The organism is Streptococcus sp. KHUD_013, assembly GCF_052588545.1.
In genome coordinates, this window is the sequence record NZ_CP186264.1 from 377,191 (window position 1) to 397,065 (window position 19,875).

A 19,875-nucleotide genomic window follows, 5' to 3' on the forward strand; every position below is an offset into this window, starting at 1 on the left:
TTCTTAAAAGAGACCAGTGATATTGCCTTGGGCATCGATATCAATCTTTTCACTGGCTGGAACTTTTGGTAGGCCAGGCATGGTCATGATCGTTCCTGTGAGAGCAACGATAAAGCCAGCTCCTGCTGCCACCTTAAGGTTGCTGATTTTGACAGTGAAATCTTTCGGTGCTCCGATCTTCTTGGCATCATCCGAGAAGGAATATTGCGTTTTGGCCATACAGATTGGGTAGTTGGAGAAACCAAGTGCTTCCAATTCTTTGAGTTCGCGTTTGGCCGCCGGTGTTAAGCTAATGCCTTTACCACCATAAACTTTTGTGACAATCTTGGTCAATTTTGTTTCAATGCTGTCTTCTTGGTCATAGACATAAGAGAAGTGGTTTTCTTCTTGAGCTAGTTGAATGACTCTTTCAGCTAGGTCACGACCACCAGCTCCACCATGTGCCCAGACATCAGAGATGACCACATCAACATGGCGTTTCTTACAAGATTCATAGACAGCTTGTAGCTCAGCCTCTGTATCTAGCGGGAATTTGTTGATAGCAACTACTACAGGTAGGCCGTAGACTTCTTGGATGTTGGCCAAGTGTTTGTCCAGGTTTGGCAGACCATCGATCACGGCTTGGACATTTTCAGTAGCCAAGTCCGCTTTGGCGACACCACCATGCATCTTGAGAGCACGGATGGTCGCGACGAGGACAACGGCAGCAGGTTTGAGTCCTGCTATACGGCATTTGATGTCGATGAATTTTTCAGCACCGAGGTCTGCTCCAAAACCAGCTTCTGTCACGACATAGTCTGCATATTTGAGGGCTAGTTTGGTAGCCAGCACACTGTTACAGCCATGAGCGATATTGGCAAATGGTCCGCCGTGGATGATAGCCGGAGTATGCTCCAAGGTTTGTACCAAGTTTGGATGGATGGCATCTTTGAGAACAGCTGCCATGGCACCTCCAGCCTTGAGGTCTTTGGCTGTCACTGGTTGTCCTTGGTAGTTGTACCCAATAATGATGCGATCGAGGCGTTCTTTGAGGTCAAGGATATTTTCTGAGAGACAGAGAATAGCCATGATTTCAGACGCCACCGTGATGTCAAAGCCATCTTCACGAGGAACTCCGTTTGTCTTTCCTTGAAGGCCGTCTACAATATGGCGGAGTTGCCGGTCGTTCATGTCGACCACCCGTTTCCAGGTGATGCGACGAGAATCGATGCCCAACTCATTGCCATGATGGATGTGGTTGTCAATCAAGGCTGCAAGTAAGTTGTTGGCAATCCCAATGGCATGGAAGTCTCCGGTAAAGTGAAGGTTGATATCTTCCATTGGAACCACTTGAGCGTACCCACCACCGGCAGCACCACCCTTGATCCCAAAGACAGGGCCAAGTGAAGGTTCGCGGAGGGCAATGACCGCTTTCTCACCGATAGCAGAGAGGGCATCCACTAGTCCAACAGAGGTGGTTGTCTTTCCTTCTCCAGCAGGTGTCGGAGAGATGGCTGTCACGAGGATTAGCTTTCCATCTTCCTTGTCCTTTAGTTGTTCCAGTTGGTTGCTATCGATTTTTGCCTTGTATTTTCCGTAGAGCGAAATGTCGTCTTCAGTCAATCCAAGTTCAGCAGCGATTTCCATGATGGGCTTCATTTGGACAGAATTGGCAATTTCAATATCCGATAAAACCATAGAATCCCTTCTTTCTTTGTAGATATTGAGTTATAAAGTTGATTGATAGGCTTATGAAAGGCTTTCTAAAATGCTTTGGTAAATGTTATCTGCAAGCTCAGAGCCTGTTTGGAGGAGTTCGATTCCCTTGCTATGGTATTCTTGGACGAAGTCTTGGTCCTTGATTCCTGAAATGTTGATCAGGACATTGAGCCAAGCCCCCTGAAGTCCAGCCTTGAGATTGAGAGCAGCCACTCCTAAGTCACTCGCCGCATTGGTGTTGGACTTACCAACAGCTTCTTTTGTTGTTTCAAGTGCTTCAACGATGAGCTCCATCATAGAGAAAGGAGATACTGTCGCATGTTTCAAGGCTTTTTGCATGGCTTCACGACGAGCGGCTTTCTCTTCTTCCGTTTCTTTTGGAAGATCAAAGACTGCTGATACCACGTTGAAAGCTTCTGTATCTTTGTCGATGGCTTCTAGTAATTGGTCTTGGAGTTGGGCACTTTTTTCGTGAACCCCTTTGATGTGCTCTTCAAATTCAGCGTATTTTTTCTTACCAATGGTCAGTTCACAAACCATTTTTGTAAGTGAAATCCCGTTTGCAGCAGATAGAGCGGCAGCAGAACCACCACCTGGAGCTGGAGCATCTGAACCAAGAACCTTGGCAAACTCTGTAATACTTAAGTCAACTAGTTTCATAGAACTCCCTCTCTAACCCAACAAGTGATTTTCCAAGACTTGTTTACTATAGTCAAAGTCTTCTAATTGTAAGTAGTATTCAGCAGAGTCAATCAGAGCTTTAGCAGGAGCCAGACCAATGAGTTCTGTTCCAGTGATGCGAACCCCGTAGCGTTGTGCTTCGAAACGAACGGTTTCAACGACGCGATACAATGGGAATTTTTCCAAGTTGACCATGTTGATAGAGACTTGGGCGATGTTGCGATCTTCTAGCATGACACCGATTGCTTTACAGTATTTGTATCCACCGCTAGATCCACGAATGATTTTAGAAATGTTGTTGGCAATTTCTAGATCATCTGTGTCAAGGTTGATATTGAAAGCAACGAGTGGCATACGAACACCAACGGCTGTAACCCCTGCAGTTGGGTGAATCTTGCGTTCACCGTAGTCTGGCTTCCAGTCTTCTTCCAACAGTTTTTCTGGCATTCCTTCAAATTGTCCTTTGCGAACCTTCGCCAAGTTTTTCCGTTCTGGGCGAGTTGCAGCATCTTCATAAAGGAAGATTGGAATACCTAATTCACGATTGATGCGTTCGGCTACTTTATTGGCGATTTCGACACATTCATCTGTTGTGATATCTTTGACTGGAACGAAAGGACAAACGTCTGTTGCCCCCATCCGAGGGTGTTCGCCTTCGTGCTTGGTCATATCGATGTTTTCAGATGCGTATTTTACCAATTGGAAAGCCACTTCTTGAATGCTTTCTTCATCCCCAACGAGTGTAAAGACGCTACGGTTGTGACTGGCGTCAGACGAGTAGTCCAGCAGTGTAACACCTGGAATACTTTTTGCTGTGGCTGCTAATCCGTCGATCACAGCTTGATTGCGTCCTTCAGAGAAGTTTGGAATACACTCAACAATTTTTGCCATATGATTACCTCTTTTTATAGGAGAAGTTGGGGAGGAGGAGTCTTTGTATTTCCTCCCCTTTCTCAATTTTTATTTTTTGATGTTAAAACAATTTTTGAACCGCATCTTTGACCAAATCTTCATCTGCCAGATACGGAATGGTGATGTGGTCTGTTCCTGCATGGAGATGGTTGTATTCGATGGCTGTTTCGATGGCATGGTTATTTCTTGCCCAGTTCCGACGAGCAACCCCACCCATGGTATCCCATGCAATCGCAGATTTGATGATTTCATCGATCCGGTGGCTACCGTCTAGAACGAGACCAAATCCTCCGTTGATGGCCTTACCGATACCAGTACCACCACCATTGTGGAGAGCCACGAGACTCATACCGCGAGCGGCGTTACCGGCGTAACATTGAACCGCCATATCGCAAGTAACGTTTGAACCATCTTTGATATTGGAGGTTTCACGAAATGGAGCATCTGTACCAGATACGTCATGGTGGTCACGTCCAATCATGACCGGTCCAATCTTGCCTTGGCGAATGAGTTCATTAAATTTCAAAGCGATATTGACACGTCCCATACAATCTTGATAGAGGATACGAGCCTGTGTACCAACGACTAATTGGTTCTTTTCAGCATCGCGAATCCAGTTGTAGTTATCGCGGTCTTGGTAGCGACGAGTTGGATCGATCGCTTCCATAGCAGCGTGGTCAGTTGCAATCAAGTCTTCGTGTTTACCGCTTAGGCAGACCCAACGGAATGGACCATAACCATAGTCAAAGAGCATAGGTCCCATGATATCTTCTACATAAGATGGCCAAATGAAGCCGTCCTTGTCATCGAGACCATTCTTAGAAATTTCCTTGATGCCAGAGTCGTAAACAGATTTCATAAAGGCATTACCGTAGTCGAAGAAGTAGGTACCTTTAGCCGTCAAAGCTTTAATCACTGCAAAGTGACGAGCCAAGGTTTCATCGACCAAGCGATGGAAGGTTTTTTTGTCTTCTGCCAACAAACGTGTCCGTTCTTCAAAGCTGATCCCAACTGGGCAATAGCCACCATCATAGACGTTGTGGCAAGAGGTTTGGTCAGACAAGAGGTGAACGTGGACTTGGTGTTCGTTGACATATTCGAGCAAGTCTACGATATTACCATGGTAGGCAATAGAAGTGGATTCACCAGCTTCCAGTGCTGCTTGAGCCAATTTCACAGCTTCTTCGGCACTGTCGGTTACTTGGCTAATCCAACCTTGAGAGTGACGGGTTTCGATCCGAGAGCGGTCTACTTCTGCAACGATGGCAACAGCTTTTGCAATTTCAGCTGCTTTCCCTTGAGCTCCACTCATCCCACCGAGACCAGACGAGATAAAGAGTTTACCAGTTAAGTCGCCATCATCAGGCACACCGAGTTTAAGACGTCCAGCATTAAGGAGAGTGTTGAAGGTACCGTGAACGATCCCTTGAGGACCAATGTACATCCAGCCACCAGCCGTCATCTGACCGTAGTTGGTAACTCCCATTTCTTCAGCGATTTCCCAGTCGCGCATATTGTCATACTCACCGATCAAGAGACCGTTGGTAATGATGACGCGAGGAGCTTCTGGTTTAGACTTGAAGAGGCCGAGAGGGTGACCAGATTCAACCACCAAGGTTTGGTCTTCTGTCATGACTTCTAAGTATTTCTTGATCAAGTTGTATTGCATCCAGTTAGCACAGACAGAACCTGTTTCTCCGTAAGTGACCAATTCATATGGATAAAGGGCAATTTCAAAGCTCAAGTTGTTGTCAATCATAACCTGCATAGCCTTAGCAGCAGTGCATTTTCCTTTGTACTCATCAATTGGTTTTCCATAGATCCGATCTTTTGGACGGAAGCGATAGCCATAAATTCGACCGCGAGTTTTTAGTTCTTCCAGAAATTCTGGAATCAATTCTTGGTGGAATTTTTTAGGGATGTAACGCAGAGCGTTCTTAAGAGCAATCTCAGTCTGAGCTTGCGTTAAGCGGAAGCCTCTATCAGGTGCACGACGGATGCCTTCTTGAAAAGTTGCCTTTTCAGGTAGGACATCAAAGTCAAGTTTGACAGACATAGCAGCTGCAATTTCTTTATCGTCTATAAATGACATAGTAGGAACCTCCTTATGTGTAGACCATGAATTTATATTTTCTTTATTGTATCCAAGAAACGTCAATAAAGAGTCAAAAATAAATTTAATTTTTAATAAAGCAAAAAATAATGAGGGAGAAACTTTTTGACTTTTTTTTGACGCTTTTCCTGTAGAATTGTAAAATGAATAACAATGGAAATAGAAAGGAATGTTTTCATATGTCTGCTGATGTAATCTTAACCCACTTTAACCAGTTGTTTTGTCCAAATGATCTAGGCCATCCTCTCTATGGAAAAGAGATGGCAGAAGCGCGAATCCTATCCGATGCTTATATCGCTATTAAGGATGGAAAAATTCTTGCAGTTGGAACAGGTCAACCAGATCCAGAACTGATCGATGACCATACGGAAGTAAAATCTTGTGAAGGGAAAGTTGCGACTCCTGGTTTGATCGACTGCCATACCCACCTGGTCTATGGAGGCAGTCGTGAGCATGAATTTGCGAAAAAGTTAGCGGGTGTTTCCTACTTAGACATCCTCGCTCAAGGCGGTGGAATTCTGAGCACTGTTCGGGCAACTCGTGAAGCATCTTTTGACAATCTCTATAACAAGTCCAAACGATTGTTGGACTATATGTTGCGTCATGGAGTGACCACCGTTGAAGCTAAGAGTGGCTATGGTTTGGATTGGGAAACGGAAAAACGCCAACTAGATGTAGTAGCTGCCTTGGACCGTGACCATGAAATTGATCTGGTTTCAACCTTTATGGCAGCCCATGCGATCCCGACAGAGTATAAGGGCCGTTCTCAAGAGTATTTAGATCTCATCATTGAGCAAATGCTTCCAAAAGTGAAGGAAGAAAAGTTAGCTGAATTCTGTGATATCTTCTGTGAAAAGGGTGTCTTTACAGCAGATGAGTCTCGCTATCTTCTGTCAAAAGCCAAGGAAATGGGCTTCAAATTACGGATTCATGCGGATGAAATCGAGTCTATCGGTGGTGTGGATGTTGCAGCTGAATTGGAATCTACTAGTGCAGAGCACTTGATGGTGATTACCGATGAAGGCATTCAAAAACTAGCAAAAGCAAAAGTTATCGGAAATCTGTTGCCTGCTACAACCTTCAGCCTCATGGAAGATACTTATGCACCGGCTCGTAAGATGCTGGATGCTGGGATGGCCATCACCCTAACAACAGATAGCAATCCAGGATCCTGTCCGACAGCCAATCTCCAGTTTGCCATGCACCTCGGTTGCTTCATGATGCGTTTGACGCCAGTTGAGATTCTCAATGCAGTAACTATTAATGCAGCTTATTCAGTCGATCGTGCCAAAACCATTGGATCTTTGGATACTGGAAAACAGGCCGATATCACGATTTACGATGCACCAAATCTAGATTATCTCTTCTATTTCTTTGCGACCAACCTAGTGACAGATGTCTATAAAAATGGTAAGAAAGTTATTTGATTCTCTCGTTTCAAGTGTGACCTAAATAGAAAAAAATCCCCTCATCAACTGATTCTGATGAGGGGACTTTAGTGCTTAGAACAGTATTTCCAGAGGGAGTTGCAAAGCTTTAAATTCCAACCTTGACATCTGGGAATCTCTCAGACACCTGTGCAAAAAGAGTGTAGAGTTGTTCTTCAGCATTCTTCTTATTCTTAATGGCTAGGCGGTGCTGTTTCTTTGGTTTGTCCTTGCGGATGTAGCACAATTGGAAGATTGAGCGAGCAATCCCTGATTGACGAACTCGAGTGACATGTAAGTATAGTTGTTGAACCTCTCGTAAATCAATCGTTTGCGTTCCTCTGAAATAGGTAATCAAATGATTTTTGTACAAGATAACTTTTAAGTCTTGATTGTAGTAGCTGGCTTCATCAGACAGGCGAGACAGATCTCCTTGGAGTTCGGGATAGTTTTGGTGGAGTTCCTGATAGGAAGCAATGGTCCGTTTCCGAACGGAGAAGCTGGCTACGACCATTATGATAGAAAGTCCAGCAAGAGCAGCTGAACCAATTAAGAGGAATAAGGAGTCTTTGTTGTACTCTGTGAGGCTTAAGTAATAGCTGGTCGTCATATTAAGTGACACGACAGAAGTCGGTTCGAGAAGGGAATGGATGTAGTCGCTATAGCCGACAAGGCGACCGTTACGAGACGTATTTTTGCTATCCTTTGCCAAAGGGGCTAATTGCGTTCCCTTTAGTTGATAAGGATGGGTCTGCAGTTCCCCATTTTTTGCCTTATCAACGATTTCTTTAATCGTCGCATCGTCTTTTTTGGCTTCGATCCCTGCAAACTTACCATCGTTTTGGTTATCGTACTGGACGATATAGAGGACGTGGCCGTTGTCCACAGTTCCGACAGGTTCTCGTGTAATATCATAGACCTTCATCGTTACAGGGTCCCCAGACTTTTCTGCCTTCGCAAAGCTAGTAGAAGGGTTCTGGCGTCCCATCCATAATGAAAATACTAATCCTGCGAATGCAAGAAAGACAAGGGCAAGCACCAGACCTGACACAAATCCTTTATTGCGTTTTTCCTTTATCATACCGATCTCCTTTAGTTTGATATCTAAAGTATATCATGAAAGATTTTATGTGACAAGGAAATTTATAGATAGCTGATTTCAAAGGCTTTTTGAGTGGTCTAAGCAAAAAGTTGTTTGTAAAATGATTGAAAAATACTTTGATTTTAGAAGAGATTTGCAACTTTTTATAAAAAACTATATTTTTTTTAATTTTTTCTATATACAAAAAGCTAAATTATTGATAGAATAGAAAAGAATTGAATTAAAATTTGGTTCGCGTTCGTTCTGTCTTCATATGAATGAAACAGGATGTTTATAACCTAAATACTTGCACTGGATTCTAATTCATCAGAATCATAGCTAGAATTTGAGAGGAGACAATATGACTGTTGATTTTAACAGCAAAGCTTACTTGGATAAAGTGGATGCGTGGTGGCGTGCAGCCAACTACATTTCGGCTGCTCAAATGTACTTGAAAGACAACCCATTGTTGAAACGTGAAGTGGTTGAAAACGACTTGAAGGCTCACCCAATCGGACACTGGGGAACTGTACCAGGACAAAACTTTATTTACGCACACTTGAACCGTGCCATCAACAAATACGACTTGGATATGTTCTACATTGAAGGACCAGGTCATGGTGGACAAGTTATGGTGTCCAACTCTTACTTAGATGGTTCTTACACAGAATTGAATCCAAATATCCCACAAAATGAAGAAGGATTTAAACACCTATGTAAAATCTTCTCATTCCCAGGAGGGATTGCCTCTCACGCGGCGCCTGAAACTCCAGGATCTATCCACGAAGGGGGAGAGCTTGGTTATGCTCTTTCTCACGCAGCTGGAGCTGTTTTGGATAATCCAGATGTGATTGCTGCAACCGTAATCGGTGATGGTGAAGGGGAAACTGGTCCATTGATGGCTGGTTGGTTGGCCAATACCTTCTTGAACCCAGTTAACGATGGTGCTGTTCTTCCAATCTTCTACCTCAACGGTGGGAAGATCCACAACCCAACGATCTTCGAACGCAAAACAGACGAAGAATTGGCCCTCTTCTTTGAAGGTCTTGGATGGAAACCAATCTTTGCAGACGTAACAGCTATTTCTGACGACCACGAAGCAGCTCATGCTTTGTTTGCAGAAAAATTGGACGAAGCGATTGAAGAAATCAAGAAAGTCCAAGCAGAAGCTCGTAAAGGATCTGCAGAAGAAGCAACTCAACCAGTATATCCTGTCTTGATTGCTCGTATTCCTAAAGGTTGGACTGGACCAAAAGCTTGGGAAGGAACACCAATCGAGGGTGGATTCCGTGCGCACCAAGTTCCAATCCCAGTAGATGCTCACCACATGGAGCATGTAGATGCCCTCCTTTCATGGTTGGAATCTTACCGTCCAGCTGAATTGTTCGACGAAACTGGTAAACTACTTCCTGAAATTGCCGAAATTGCACCAAAAGGTGACCGTCGCATGGCTATGAACCCAATCACAAACGCAGGTGTTATCAAACCAATGGACACTGCTGATTGGAAGAAACATGCCTTCAAGATCGAAACACCAGGTGCTATCATGGCCCAAGATATGATCGAGTTTGGTAAGTATGCAGCAGATCTTGTGGATGCGAACCCAGATAACTTCCGTATCTTTGGACCAGATGAAACCAAATCAAACCGTCTTCAAGAAGTCTTCACTCGGACAAGCCGTCAATGGTTAGGACGTACGAAACCAGACTACGATGAAGCTTTGAGCCCTGCTGGACGTGTCATTGACTCTCAATTGTCAGAGCACCAAGCAGAAGGAATGCTCGAAGGATATGTCTTGACAGGTCGTCATGGCTTCTTCGCTTCTTACGAATCATTCCTTCGTGTCGTAGACTCTATGATTACTCAACACTTCAAATGGTTGCGTAAATCGAAGACTCACACGACATGGCGTAAAAACTACCCTGCCTTGAACTTGATTGCGACTTCAACTGTTTTCCAACAAGACCACAATGGCTACACTCACCAAGATCCAGGTATCTTGACTCACTTGGCTGAGAAAACTCCTGAATACATCCGTGAATACTTGCCAGCAGATACCAATAGCTTGCTTGCAGTGATGGATAAAGCCTTCAAGGCAGAAGACAAGGTAAACTTGATCGTTACTTCAAAACACCCACGTCCTCAATTCTACTCAGCTGATGAAGCAGAAGAATTGGTTCGTGAAGGATACAAGGTGATTGATTGGGCATCAACTGTTTCAGCAGATGAAGAGCCAGATCTTGTCATTGCAGCTGCAGGTACAGAGCCAAACTTAGAAGCTCTTGCTGCCATCACAATCTTGCACAAGGCCTTCCCAGAATTGAAGATCCGCTTTGTCAATGTGGTAGATATCTTGAAATTGCGTCACCCATCCGTCGATGCGCGTGGACTTTCAGATGAAGAGTTCGACAAAGTCTTCACAACTGATAAACCAGTAATCTTTGCCTTCCACGGTTACGAAGGTATGATCCGTGATATCTTCTTCAACCGTCACAACCATAACCTTCGTGTACATGGTTACCGTGAAAACGGAGATATCACAACACCATTCGATATGCGTGTCATGTCTGAATTGGATCGCTTCCACTTGGCACAAGATGCAGCCAATGCAGCTCTTGGAGCAGAAGCAGCTGAATTCGCAGCTCAAATGGACGAAACAATTGCCTTCCACAACGCTTACATCCGTGAACATGGTGATGATATTCCAGAAGTACACAACTGGAAATGGGAAAACGTAAATAAATAAGTTTATTCCAAAAGAAATCAGAAGTTATTCTGATTTCTTTTTTTGTACCTTTTTAAAGAAAGAAACTTTGGCTAAGGAATTCCCCTTGGCAAGAAAAAATTCTTCAATAATGGATAAAGAAATCTGACAAAAATCAATGAAATAGTATATTTTTTTAGATTGCATTGACTTTGCATAAGATAAGGACTAAAATATAGGTGCGGAAACCGCTTACAAAATATAAAGGAGGTCTGGTTATGGGAAGCGACAGACAACAACGTTTTTCTTTACGAAAATATGCAGTCGGCTTAGTATCAGTACTTGTCGGATGCTTTTTTTGTGGGGTGACTGTTTTAGCCCAGGAGCAGGAAGGGCAGGCAGATGTACCCGCTCTTGTAGTCAAGGAAGAAAGTCAGGAGGTGAATTCGACAGTCGGACAGGACAAAGGTTTGGACGGAGCTCATGCAACTGATACAGTTAAGGAGGAGTCTTCTTTACAAGAGCAAGCCAAGCCTGAAAAAACTGCCGAGATTTCATCTTCCAATTCTCTAGCCAATCCAGCTTCGGACCCTACACCTGAAAAAGAAGGTGTTGAAAAGAAGGAGCAAGAAGATCACACTGTTTCAGCATCTCAGCCAGTAGCTAATAAGGACGCTGTTTCAGCATCTCAGCCAGTAGCTAATAAGGACGCTGTTTCAGCATCTCAGTCAGTAGCTAATAAGGACGCTGTTTCAGCAACCGTGGCAGATGAAGCCCGTGTTCAGGCCCTGGTACGTTTGGAGACGAAAAAGCAAGATGAAGCTGCTCCTCTTAGTATTGCGGAGCAGATCAAGGATAATGCACCAATCAAGGAAGCTGTATTGAATGAATTGAAGGAAAAAGGCATTCAGTATACAAAACTAGCTGATTTTGATTTGGTCTTTAATGGTTTTGTTTTAGAAACCAAGTACAAGGATGCTTTGAAGATCCGTCAGTTAGCGCGTGTTGAAAAGGTAGAAATTACGCCACTAACGGATCGGACGGATGCACAACCTAACCCAACGAAGCAGAATACCCTCCTTCCTACAAAAGTTAGTGATGAAAATGAGTTGATTAATCTACAGCCTCTCTGGGACAAAGGGATCAAGGGGCAAGGTCGGGTGGTAGCCGTTTTGGATACGGGCCTTGATGTCCACCATAATTTCTTTAGTCTAACGGATAAAAGCAAAGCCAAATATCAGAATAAAGATCAGATGGAAGCGGCTATGAAAAAGGCAGGCATCACTTATGGGAAGTGGTACAACGATAAGGTGGTCTATGCCTATAACTATTCAGATATGAACGATGAGATTCGAGAAGATGATCCGCGTTCACATGGGACCCACGTAGCAGGCTCAGCCGTTGGTAATGCGACCAAGCCAGTGCCAACTGGCGAATACCTAAAGGGAGTCGCACCAGAAGCCCAGCTTATCTTTATGCGCGTTTTCTCTGATAAGAAGGGAATGACAGAACAAGGCTTTGTCGTCGCTAAGGCTGTTGAAGATGCGGTCAAGCTTGGTGCTGATACCATCAATATGAGTTTTGGTGGAGTTAATGGATCTGAAGCAGATACCAATCCCCTAACCCGCCAAGCCTTTGAATTCGCGCGTAAATCCGGTGTTGTCATCAATGCTGCAGCAGGGAATTACGCCGTAAGTGGATATTGGCAGGCTAAGCCAAAAGCAGATGCACCGGATACTGGAACGATTGATGAACCCGCCATTGAAGATGGAGTTCTAGCCATCGGTGCCTTCAATAATCAGATTAATCATAAAACGACCATGCGTCTGGAAATCCTAGCTCTAAAGGATAAGAAAGAATTCCAAAATGGCCTCGTTGATCTCCCTGTTTACCGGCTGATTTTCCCAGTAGAAGGACCTCAGTCTTACGTTTCAGTTTCAAAAGGTGGACTAGATACTTACCGAAATGCTACGGTGAAAGGCAAAATTGCTCTGGTTGAAAGCGGTGGGGATGTGACGGACGAAGAGAAGGTTAACGCCCTCAGACAAGCTGGTGCAAAAGGTGTCCTCGTTTATCAGAATGAAGAGCAAGGAGACAACCTCCAAAAACTTCCGATGGGCTATTGGGGATCCTTCTATCCGGTCAGCGTCTTGAACCATGCTATCGGAAAAGAACTAGCCTCCCACGCTGGAGAATACGAGCTAATCTTCCATCAAGAAGTTAAGAAAGTACCTTATAGCGAAGCCAACAAGATGCTCTTCTTTACTGGTTGGGGGCTTTCTGCCGAAGGAAAACTTAAGCCAGATGTTACCCTACCTGGCGGAATGGTCTATTCGGCGATACCAGATGGTTTGTATGATATGGATGAGGGAACCAGTATGGCAACGCCCCATGCGGCAGGGGCGACAGCCTTGATCAAGCAAGCTCTAGAACAACGTTTCCCAACTTATAGTCCAGAGCAAATCCATACGCTGTTGCGCCAATTAGTCATGAGCACAGCCAAACCTCATTTTGATCAGGAAAGCAAGAGCTACTCATCTGTCCGTCAACAAGGATCTGGTCTCATGGATGCTGCAGCGGCAGCCTTTGGCGATGTCTTTGTAACAGGTGGAAAAGGAACCAATAGCAGCTTGACGCTTGGAAATGTCAAAGATGCCTTTACGTTTGAAGTTACGGTGCACAACTTAGGCTCAGAAGCAAAAGAATTCACTTATCACACGGTTGTTAATACAGATCAGGTGGAAAATGGTCGCATCAGCTTGAAGATGCGTCAGCTATTGGATCAAGCGGGAGAAAAAACCATTCATGTTCCAGCTAAGGGAAGTGTGACGGTTCCAATTTCTGTAGATACCAGTACCTTTACAAGTGAACTCACCAATCAAATGAAGAATGGTTACTTTTTAGAAGGATTTGTCTTCTTTAAAGATACCAAAACCAAGAAAGATCTCGTAAGTCTTCCATATATTGGCTTCAAAGGGCACTATCAGGATTTACCGGGTATCGAAAAGCCTATCTATGCCTTCACTGGGGATGAAAAGCCATTCTACTATTACGCAAACGAAAAAGCAGAGAAACCTGAAAAAGATTCAGGGGATCACTTTACAGCCTTGGTCAGCACTATTTGGCGCGGGGGCAAAGAAGTACAGGTTGTATTGGGAGAAAAAGATGGGCATTACGATGGAAATCAGCTCGTCTTCTCGCCAAATGATGATGGTTCCTATGATAGTGTCAAGCTCAATGCAGTAGTTTTGAGAAATGTGGACAATATTCATTTGTCGGTCTATCGTGCAGATGACCTCAAACGCGAACATCCTATTTTTGAACAAGGCAATGAAAGTCAGAAGAAATCGGACTATGGTTGGCGGATTAATGACCGTAGTAAGATTCTTTATGCGACACAGTGGGCAGGCAAGGACAATAACAATCAGCTGGTGCCAGATGGGGACTATCAATATGTAGTCACTTATCGTCCAAGCACACCAGGTGCCAAACCTCAAGAGATTGTCCTGAAGGTTAGAGTCGATAAACAAGTGCCACAACTGGCGAATACCAAGGATCTCTTTGATCCTGCAACTCGTCTCTTTAAGCCAGGTGAAATTATTGAAACGGGTAGTGGACTAGGTGGAAAATACCTCTCCTACCAAAAGGATGATCAGGAAGTAGAGATCAGTCCAAACGAAGATGGAACCTACACGATTCCAGAAGGAGTAGATCTAAAAACTGTGCGCTTCTATATCTGGGATCAGGTCAATAATACCAACACCTTGACCTTGGATGGTAAGACCGTTTCAGAAGAAAAGGCGACAAAAAGAGTGGGGACGGAGGAAGTAAGCCCAACAGCTGCGACCAGCGAAGCAACCGTCGGTCGCTTAGAGGTGCAAATTGTCGATGAAAAAGGCGAGGCAACCAATCAATACCCAGAAATGATGCGTTACCAAGTCTTTGACAGCAAGGGAAATCGGGTGGATCAGGAATTTAACAGCTTTTACGAAGATCCGCTACCGACTCTTCCATTTGGAACCTACACTGTAAAAGTTGTCGCTCAAGATCAAAACTACTCTTGGGTATCTCCAACCACTGTGACAGTGGAATTAAGCAAGGAGCACCCTGAAGGACTGGTCAAATTTGTCTACCACTATATTGATAAAAATCGCTTTGACCTCGTCTTTGACAAAGAACTTCCAGATGGAACCCGCGTCTTTGCCATTGATCAGAAGACAGGGGAAAAAGTGGAGTTGGATCAAACCCTATATGAACCAAAGACATTTGAAAGCATCCTGATCAATGGAGAGTATCAGATCCATATTGATCTGCCAACAGGTTATCGGGCAGTGGAAAATGATTTCGTCTATACCGTAACTAATGGTATCAATCGCTACTTGACTAGTTTTGTAAAAATCTCAGAAGATCAGGTAGAAAATCCGGCTGTCCCATCCACTCCTCAACTGTCACCTATGACACAAAAAGGTAGAATAAAAATGGATCAGGAGTCTCAACAAGTCACTCCTCAACCGTCACCTATGACACAAAAAGGTCAATCAGAAATGGATCAGGAGTCTCAGCAAATCTCTCATCGACCAGCAACTTCTCTTCCAAAAACAGGACAGGAAAATGACCAGCTGGGTCTTGTAGGACTGATGGTTCTTCTTCTCACTTTCGGTGCGATCCGAATGAAGAAAAATCATCTAGACCAAGTATAACGTTCTCCTAGTAGAGAAAATTAAGTGGGGTTCAGGTGGTGTAACAGCCACCTGAACCTGGTATATAAAAAGGAGTTTTTATGGAATTTCATCGACAACAACGTTTTTCCATTCGTAAATATGCGGTTGGAGTTGCTTCCGTTTTAATCGGTATGGTCTTGATGGGATCAGTGGTTTCGGCCGATACTGTAACACCAGCACCATCCACAGTCGAGTCATCAGCCGTAGTACCTGATAGCACAGTGACAAATGAAAAGGGAATTGAGCCCAATACGGTTACTAAGGAGGATACCCCTGCTAGTCCGATAGAAGAAGTGCCTTCTACTGTCCATGTTCCAGCAGAGACTGATGGTAAGGACCAAACCAAGCAACCACAAACTACCTCTTCAGCTACTAGCGATCCTTCAAATGAGAAACCAAAAGAAGAGAAGACCTTGTCAGCTTCTGTTATGGCAAGTCCAACAGCTAATCCTGAGCTTGCTACGAAGGACACTCCCAAGGAAGTAGCGAAAGAAACTCTAGAGGATTCAAGTCCAGTTGAGGTCCTAGTTCGTCTGAAAGAAAAAGTTTCTGGTGGGGTTGGAGAATCATCACCAGTCTCAAAAGAAGCGCGTATCGAACAAACCAACCAAGATCATGAACAATTTTTGAAAGAACTCGAAAAGCAATCCATTCAGTTCAAAAAATTGTATGACGTTAATTTGCTCTTTAATGGACTGGCTCTAGAGACGACTTATGGAGATGCTAAAAAGATTCGGGGACTAGCGCGTGTAGATGCCCTAGATTATGCTCCACTAGGTCGGACTAGAGTGGAGGAAAACCAGCCTGCTCCTGCATCACCGACTTCAACTAGGACCAAGGTCAGTGAAGAAAATAGTCTGATCAATTTACAGCCACTCTGGGATAAGGGGATTAAGGGTCAAGGTCAGGTTGTAGCGGTCATCGATTCGGGGGTCGACCCTGCCCACGATATTTTTCGTCTAACAGATATCAGCAAGGCCAAGTACAAGAGTGAAGCGGAAATTGAAGAGGCTAAGAAGAAGGCCGGCATCACTTATGGTAAATGGTACAACAATAAAGTCGTCTACGTTCACAACTATAGTGATATGGATGACAATGTTAAAGAAGATGATCCAATCTCTCACGGTGCCCACGTAGCTGGAACCGCTGTGGGAAATGCCTCTCAACCATCCCCAAATGGTGAGATTATCCGAGGTGTCGCTCCCGAAGCCCAGCTTATGTTTTTGCGTGTTTTCTCAGACACCAAGGGCGGTCAGGTGCAAAATTTCATCTATACCAAGGCAGTGGAAGACGCCGTCAAATTAGGGGCTGATTCCATCAATATGAGTTTGGGAACTGCATCAGGCTCGATTTATGATGTGGGAGAAATCACGCGCCAGGCCTTTGAGGCAGCGAGAAAGGCGGGGGTGACCATTACAGTTGCCTCTACCAATATGGCGACCAATGGCTTCTGGCACAGCAAACCTCTTGCAAGCACACCGGATTATGGGATGACAGGAACCCCATCTGTCAACCCAAATGTCATCTCAGTCGCGTCTATTAATAGTCTCACCAAGCATGAGTCGACAGAAGCAAGCCTGACCGTAGAAGCCTTAAAAGGTTCGAAAGACTTCCCAGATGGCAAAATTCCGATGCACTCCTTTGTAGAACGTGACGCTTTTCGGACAACCATCCCTCAAAGCTATCTCCATGTGGAAAAGGGAGGGATCGACCACTACCAAGCTGATAGTATCAATGGGCACTTAGTCCTTACGGAGCGAGGTGGGGAAGTTTCGGATGTGGATAAGGTCAAAGAGCTCAAAAGAGCTGGTGCTACAGGGGTGATCTTCTACCAGACTGAGGAGCAGGGCAATAATCCTGTAGGATTTGACTTAGAAGGATTGGGAGAGCGATTCCCAGTTGGGGTTATTGGCCACGATGCTGGAAGTGTCTTAGCTCAACATGCCAAGGACTACCAGCTCCATATTGCCAACAAATTCAAACGGGTGCCGTACGACGCAGCCAATCAATTATCCGACTTTTCTTCTTGGGGACTATCAGCTGATGGTGACCTCAAACCGGATGTCACACTTCCTGGAGGGATGATCTACTCATCTGTTAATAATGGAGAGTACTATATGGATAGGGGGACCAGTATGGCCTCTCCTCACGCAGCGGGTGCCACTGCACTGGTGAAACAAGCCTTGAAGGAGCGCTTCCCTCATCTCAGTCCAGAACAGTTACAAGTTCTTGTCAAACAGATGACCATGAGTACAGCTGTCCCGCATGTGGATGAGGAAACGCATGCCTATTCCTCTGTTCGTCAGCAAGGAGCAGGGGTCATGGATGTCACAGCTGCAGCTCTAGGAGATCTCTATGTAACGGCGAAAGATGCTAAAAGTAGTCTGACACTAGGTAATGTCACAGATACTTTTGAGTTTGACGTGACCATCCACAATCTTTCCAATCAAGAGAAGTCCGTTCGTTATGAAACGACCCTTCAGACAGATCAAGTTCAAGATGGCAAATTCACCCTCCATCCTCGTCTATTAGAAACTTTAGACGGTAAGGAAACGGTCACTATCCCAGCCAATGGTCAGCGGACCATCCATGTAACGGTTGATGCGAGCAAGTACAAGGAAGAGCTCAGCAAGCAAATGCCAAATGGTTATTTCTTAGAAGGGTTTGTACTGGTCAAAGATGCCGGCACCCAAAAACATCTGGTCAGCCTCCCTTATGTTGGCTTCCATGGAGATTACCAAAATCTGCGTGGCATTGAAAAGCCAATCTACGAATACACAGGCAGCGACAAGCCGTTTTACTACTACAAGGACAAAACGGATTATCCAGATGAAAAGGTCCCAGAAACGCCAGAGCGTCATCCAGACAATCACTTTACATCTTTGATCAGTTATGTCTATGAAAATGGAGAATCTGTAGCCAAAACTCTTGGCCAGGATGGGGATCGCTTTGATGGGGACCAACTCTACTTCTCTCCAAACAGTGATTCCAGCTTTGATAGTGTCAAGGTCAAAGCCGTCATGCTTCGCAATGTTGAAAATGTCCACCTATCAGTCTACAAGAAGGATGACACAGCTCGTAGCAACCCAATTTACGAGGTTGGAAATGAAGTCCACCGTAAGACGGACTGGAGTTACCGGATTGGGAATCGTAGCGAAGAGTTCTATGAAATCTCTTGGGAAGGTTTGGACAAAGACGGCAAGCAATTACCAGATGGGGAATACCAATTTGTGATCACCTACCGTCCAACTGCTTCAGGGGCCAAGCAACAAGAGCTTAACTTCAAGGTTAAGATTGACAATACGGCTCCAAGCATCGAGTCTGGAAGTGCTCAGTACGATCCAGCAACACGGATTTTCCGACCAGGTAAGGTGATCGAAACTGGTAGTGGACTAGCAGGGACTTATCTGTCCTACGTCAAAAATGGGGAAACCGTGGCCTTGGAACCCCAAGAGGACGGTAGCTATCTGCTTCCGGAAGGGGTTGACCCTTCTACTGTTCGCTATACCATCTGGGATAAGGTCTACAATACCACTGAGATGGACATCGAAGGAAAGAAAGTAGAGGCAACGACTTCGACGAATGAAGCCAGTTCAGATGAACAACCAGGCGAGACAGAGACTGAAAAACCAAAGGCTGAAAAGAGTACCTTGGAGGTGGTCTTCACAGATAGCAGTGGAGAAGTCATTTCGTATTATCCATCCGTCGTTCGTTATCAGGTAGTGGATGACCAAGGCCGTGTAGTAGAAGGAGAGTTCAATGCGTCCTACAATGCTGGCACCTTCCCAGAATTACCTTTTGGCACTTATACAGTGAAAATCACCTTGTCTGATTACCATTATGATTGGGGAACAGAACTAGTGAAGAAGGTGACGGTTTCAGCCGAAAATCCACATCCGAAAGTGACCTTTGCCTTCCATTATTTAGATGAAAACAAACTCACTATTGGATTTGATCAGCCGGTTCCGACAGGAACAGTCGTAAAAGTGGTGGGGAATGATGGTATCAGTCGCCTTCTCCCACAAAGTATCTATGATTTGAAACGCTTTGAGACCATGTTGATGAACGGCTCCTATCGTGTTCATGTGGATCTCCCAGCGGGGTATCGTGCATCGGAAAATGATTTCCTTTATGAAGTGAGCAATCAAATCAATTTCCACCTTCTTTCTTTGGTCAAAGACGTTATCAAGCCAAACCCAGAGGTGCATAGTGGAGCGATTGTGAAACCATGGATTCAACCAGAAAATCCGACACTAGAGATACCGGAAACTCCAGTGACGCCTGTCCAACCAGCGGTATCTAAAGGCCCAGCTACCCCAGCTCAACCAACTACATCTGAAAGGAAAGAAGTTGCAACAAACAAACCAGTCGCTGTTACCTATCATACAGGTGGTCAAGCAGAAGTAGCTGCTACATCAGCAACTGGTCTTCCAAAAACAGGTCAAGATGAATTGGCTTCAACAGTCCTTAGCCTCTTTGGCATGACCTCACTAGCTTTGGCAGGCTTTGTAGCAAGTAAAAAACGGCAAGATTAAGTC

Annotated in this window: 9 protein-coding genes; 4 read left to right on the forward strand and 5 right to left on the reverse strand. The window is 44.7% G+C overall.

The features are described 5' to 3' along the window. Nucleotides 1-3 precede the first annotated feature (3 nt). The 4 genes from ACOXXR_RS01705 to ACOXXR_RS01720 form a co-directional block, all read right to left on the reverse strand. Nucleotides 4-1,677 carry a formate--tetrahydrofolate ligase gene (locus ACOXXR_RS01705; RefSeq protein ID WP_414279685.1) on the reverse strand — a complete coding sequence of 558 codons (1,674 nt, stop codon included), beginning with the start codon at nucleotides 1,675-1,677 and terminating at the stop codon, nucleotides 4-6. A gap of 51 nt (nucleotides 1,678-1,728) precedes the next feature. Further along, complete coding sequence (locus ACOXXR_RS01710; RefSeq protein ID WP_414256901.1) at nucleotides 1,729-2,358, reverse strand: cyclodeaminase/cyclohydrolase family protein; 630 nt, start codon at nucleotides 2,356-2,358, stop codon at nucleotides 1,729-1,731. A 12-nt stretch (nucleotides 2,359-2,370) separates the two neighbouring features. Continuing rightward, nucleotides 2,371-3,270 carry a glutamate formimidoyltransferase gene (gene ftcD, locus ACOXXR_RS01715; protein WP_023027213.1) on the reverse strand — a complete coding sequence of 300 codons (900 nt, stop codon included), beginning with the start codon at nucleotides 3,268-3,270 and terminating at the stop codon, nucleotides 2,371-2,373. 82 nt (nucleotides 3,271-3,352) lie between these two features. After that, nucleotides 3,353-5,383, reverse strand: a complete 2,031-nt coding sequence (locus ACOXXR_RS01720; protein ID WP_343093854.1) for a urocanate hydratase — start codon at nucleotides 5,381-5,383, stop codon at nucleotides 3,353-3,355. Between the two features lie 200 nt (nucleotides 5,384-5,583). On the opposite strand from ACOXXR_RS01720, the gene hutI reads away from it, so the two are divergent. Beyond that, nucleotides 5,584-6,831, forward strand: a complete 1,248-nt coding sequence (gene hutI, locus ACOXXR_RS01725) for an imidazolonepropionase (RefSeq protein ID WP_414298032.1) — start codon at nucleotides 5,584-5,586, stop codon at nucleotides 6,829-6,831. A 109-nt stretch (nucleotides 6,832-6,940) separates the two neighbouring features. Here the strand turns inward: hutI and ACOXXR_RS01730 are convergent, their stop codons facing one another. Further along, complete coding sequence (locus ACOXXR_RS01730; protein ID WP_445278615.1) at nucleotides 6,941-7,912, reverse strand: hypothetical protein; 972 nt, start codon at nucleotides 7,910-7,912, stop codon at nucleotides 6,941-6,943. Between the two features lie 361 nt (nucleotides 7,913-8,273). Here ACOXXR_RS01730 and ACOXXR_RS01735 point away from each other — a divergent pair, with 361 nt between their 5' ends. From ACOXXR_RS01735 to ACOXXR_RS01745, 3 genes are all read left to right on the forward strand, one after another. Next, entirely contained in the window at nucleotides 8,274-10,658 is a 2,385-nt protein-coding gene (locus ACOXXR_RS01735) for a phosphoketolase family protein (protein WP_445278616.1), read from the forward strand. A 236-nt stretch (nucleotides 10,659-10,894) separates the two neighbouring features. Continuing rightward, nucleotides 10,895-15,316 (forward strand): SGO_0316/SGO_0317 family LPXTG-anchored serine peptidase, encoded by a 4,422-nt coding sequence (locus tag ACOXXR_RS01740; protein WP_445278617.1) that lies wholly within the window; start codon nucleotides 10,895-10,897, stop codon nucleotides 15,314-15,316. Nucleotides 15,317-15,396: 80 nt separating this feature from the next. Beyond that, nucleotides 15,397-19,872, forward strand: coding sequence for an SGO_0316/SGO_0317 family LPXTG-anchored serine peptidase (locus tag ACOXXR_RS01745; protein WP_445278618.1), 4,476 nt, complete (start codon nucleotides 15,397-15,399; stop codon nucleotides 19,870-19,872). Nucleotides 19,873-19,875: the final 3 nt, after the last annotated feature.

Excerpts from the sequence above, each read along its gene's own strand:
- ACOXXR_RS01745 (WP_445278618.1), top strand. The coding sequence starts at position 15,397 with ATGGAATTTCATCGACAACAACGTTTTTCCATTCGTAAATATGCGGTT.
- ACOXXR_RS01705 (WP_414279685.1), bottom strand. The coding sequence starts at position 1,677 with ATGGTTTTATCGGATATTGAAATTGCCAATTCTGTCCAAATGAAGCCC.
- ACOXXR_RS01740 (WP_445278617.1), top strand. The coding sequence starts at position 10,895 with ATGGGAAGCGACAGACAACAACGTTTTTCTTTACGAAAATATGCAGTC.
- ACOXXR_RS01735 (WP_445278616.1), top strand. The coding sequence starts at position 8,274 with ATGACTGTTGATTTTAACAGCAAAGCTTACTTGGATAAAGTGGATGCG.
- ACOXXR_RS01720 (WP_343093854.1), bottom strand. The coding sequence starts at position 5,383 with ATGTCATTTATAGACGATAAAGAAATTGCAGCTGCTATGTCTGTCAAA.
- ACOXXR_RS01710 (WP_414256901.1), bottom strand. The coding sequence starts at position 2,358 with ATGAAACTAGTTGACTTAAGTATTACAGAGTTTGCCAAGGTTCTTGGT.
- ftcD (WP_023027213.1), bottom strand. The coding sequence starts at position 3,270 with ATGGCAAAAATTGTTGAGTGTATTCCAAACTTCTCTGAAGGACGCAAT.
- ACOXXR_RS01730 (WP_445278615.1), bottom strand. The coding sequence starts at position 7,912 with ATGATAAAGGAAAAACGCAATAAAGGATTTGTGTCAGGTCTGGTGCTT.
- hutI (WP_414298032.1), top strand. The coding sequence starts at position 5,584 with ATGTCTGCTGATGTAATCTTAACCCACTTTAACCAGTTGTTTTGTCCA.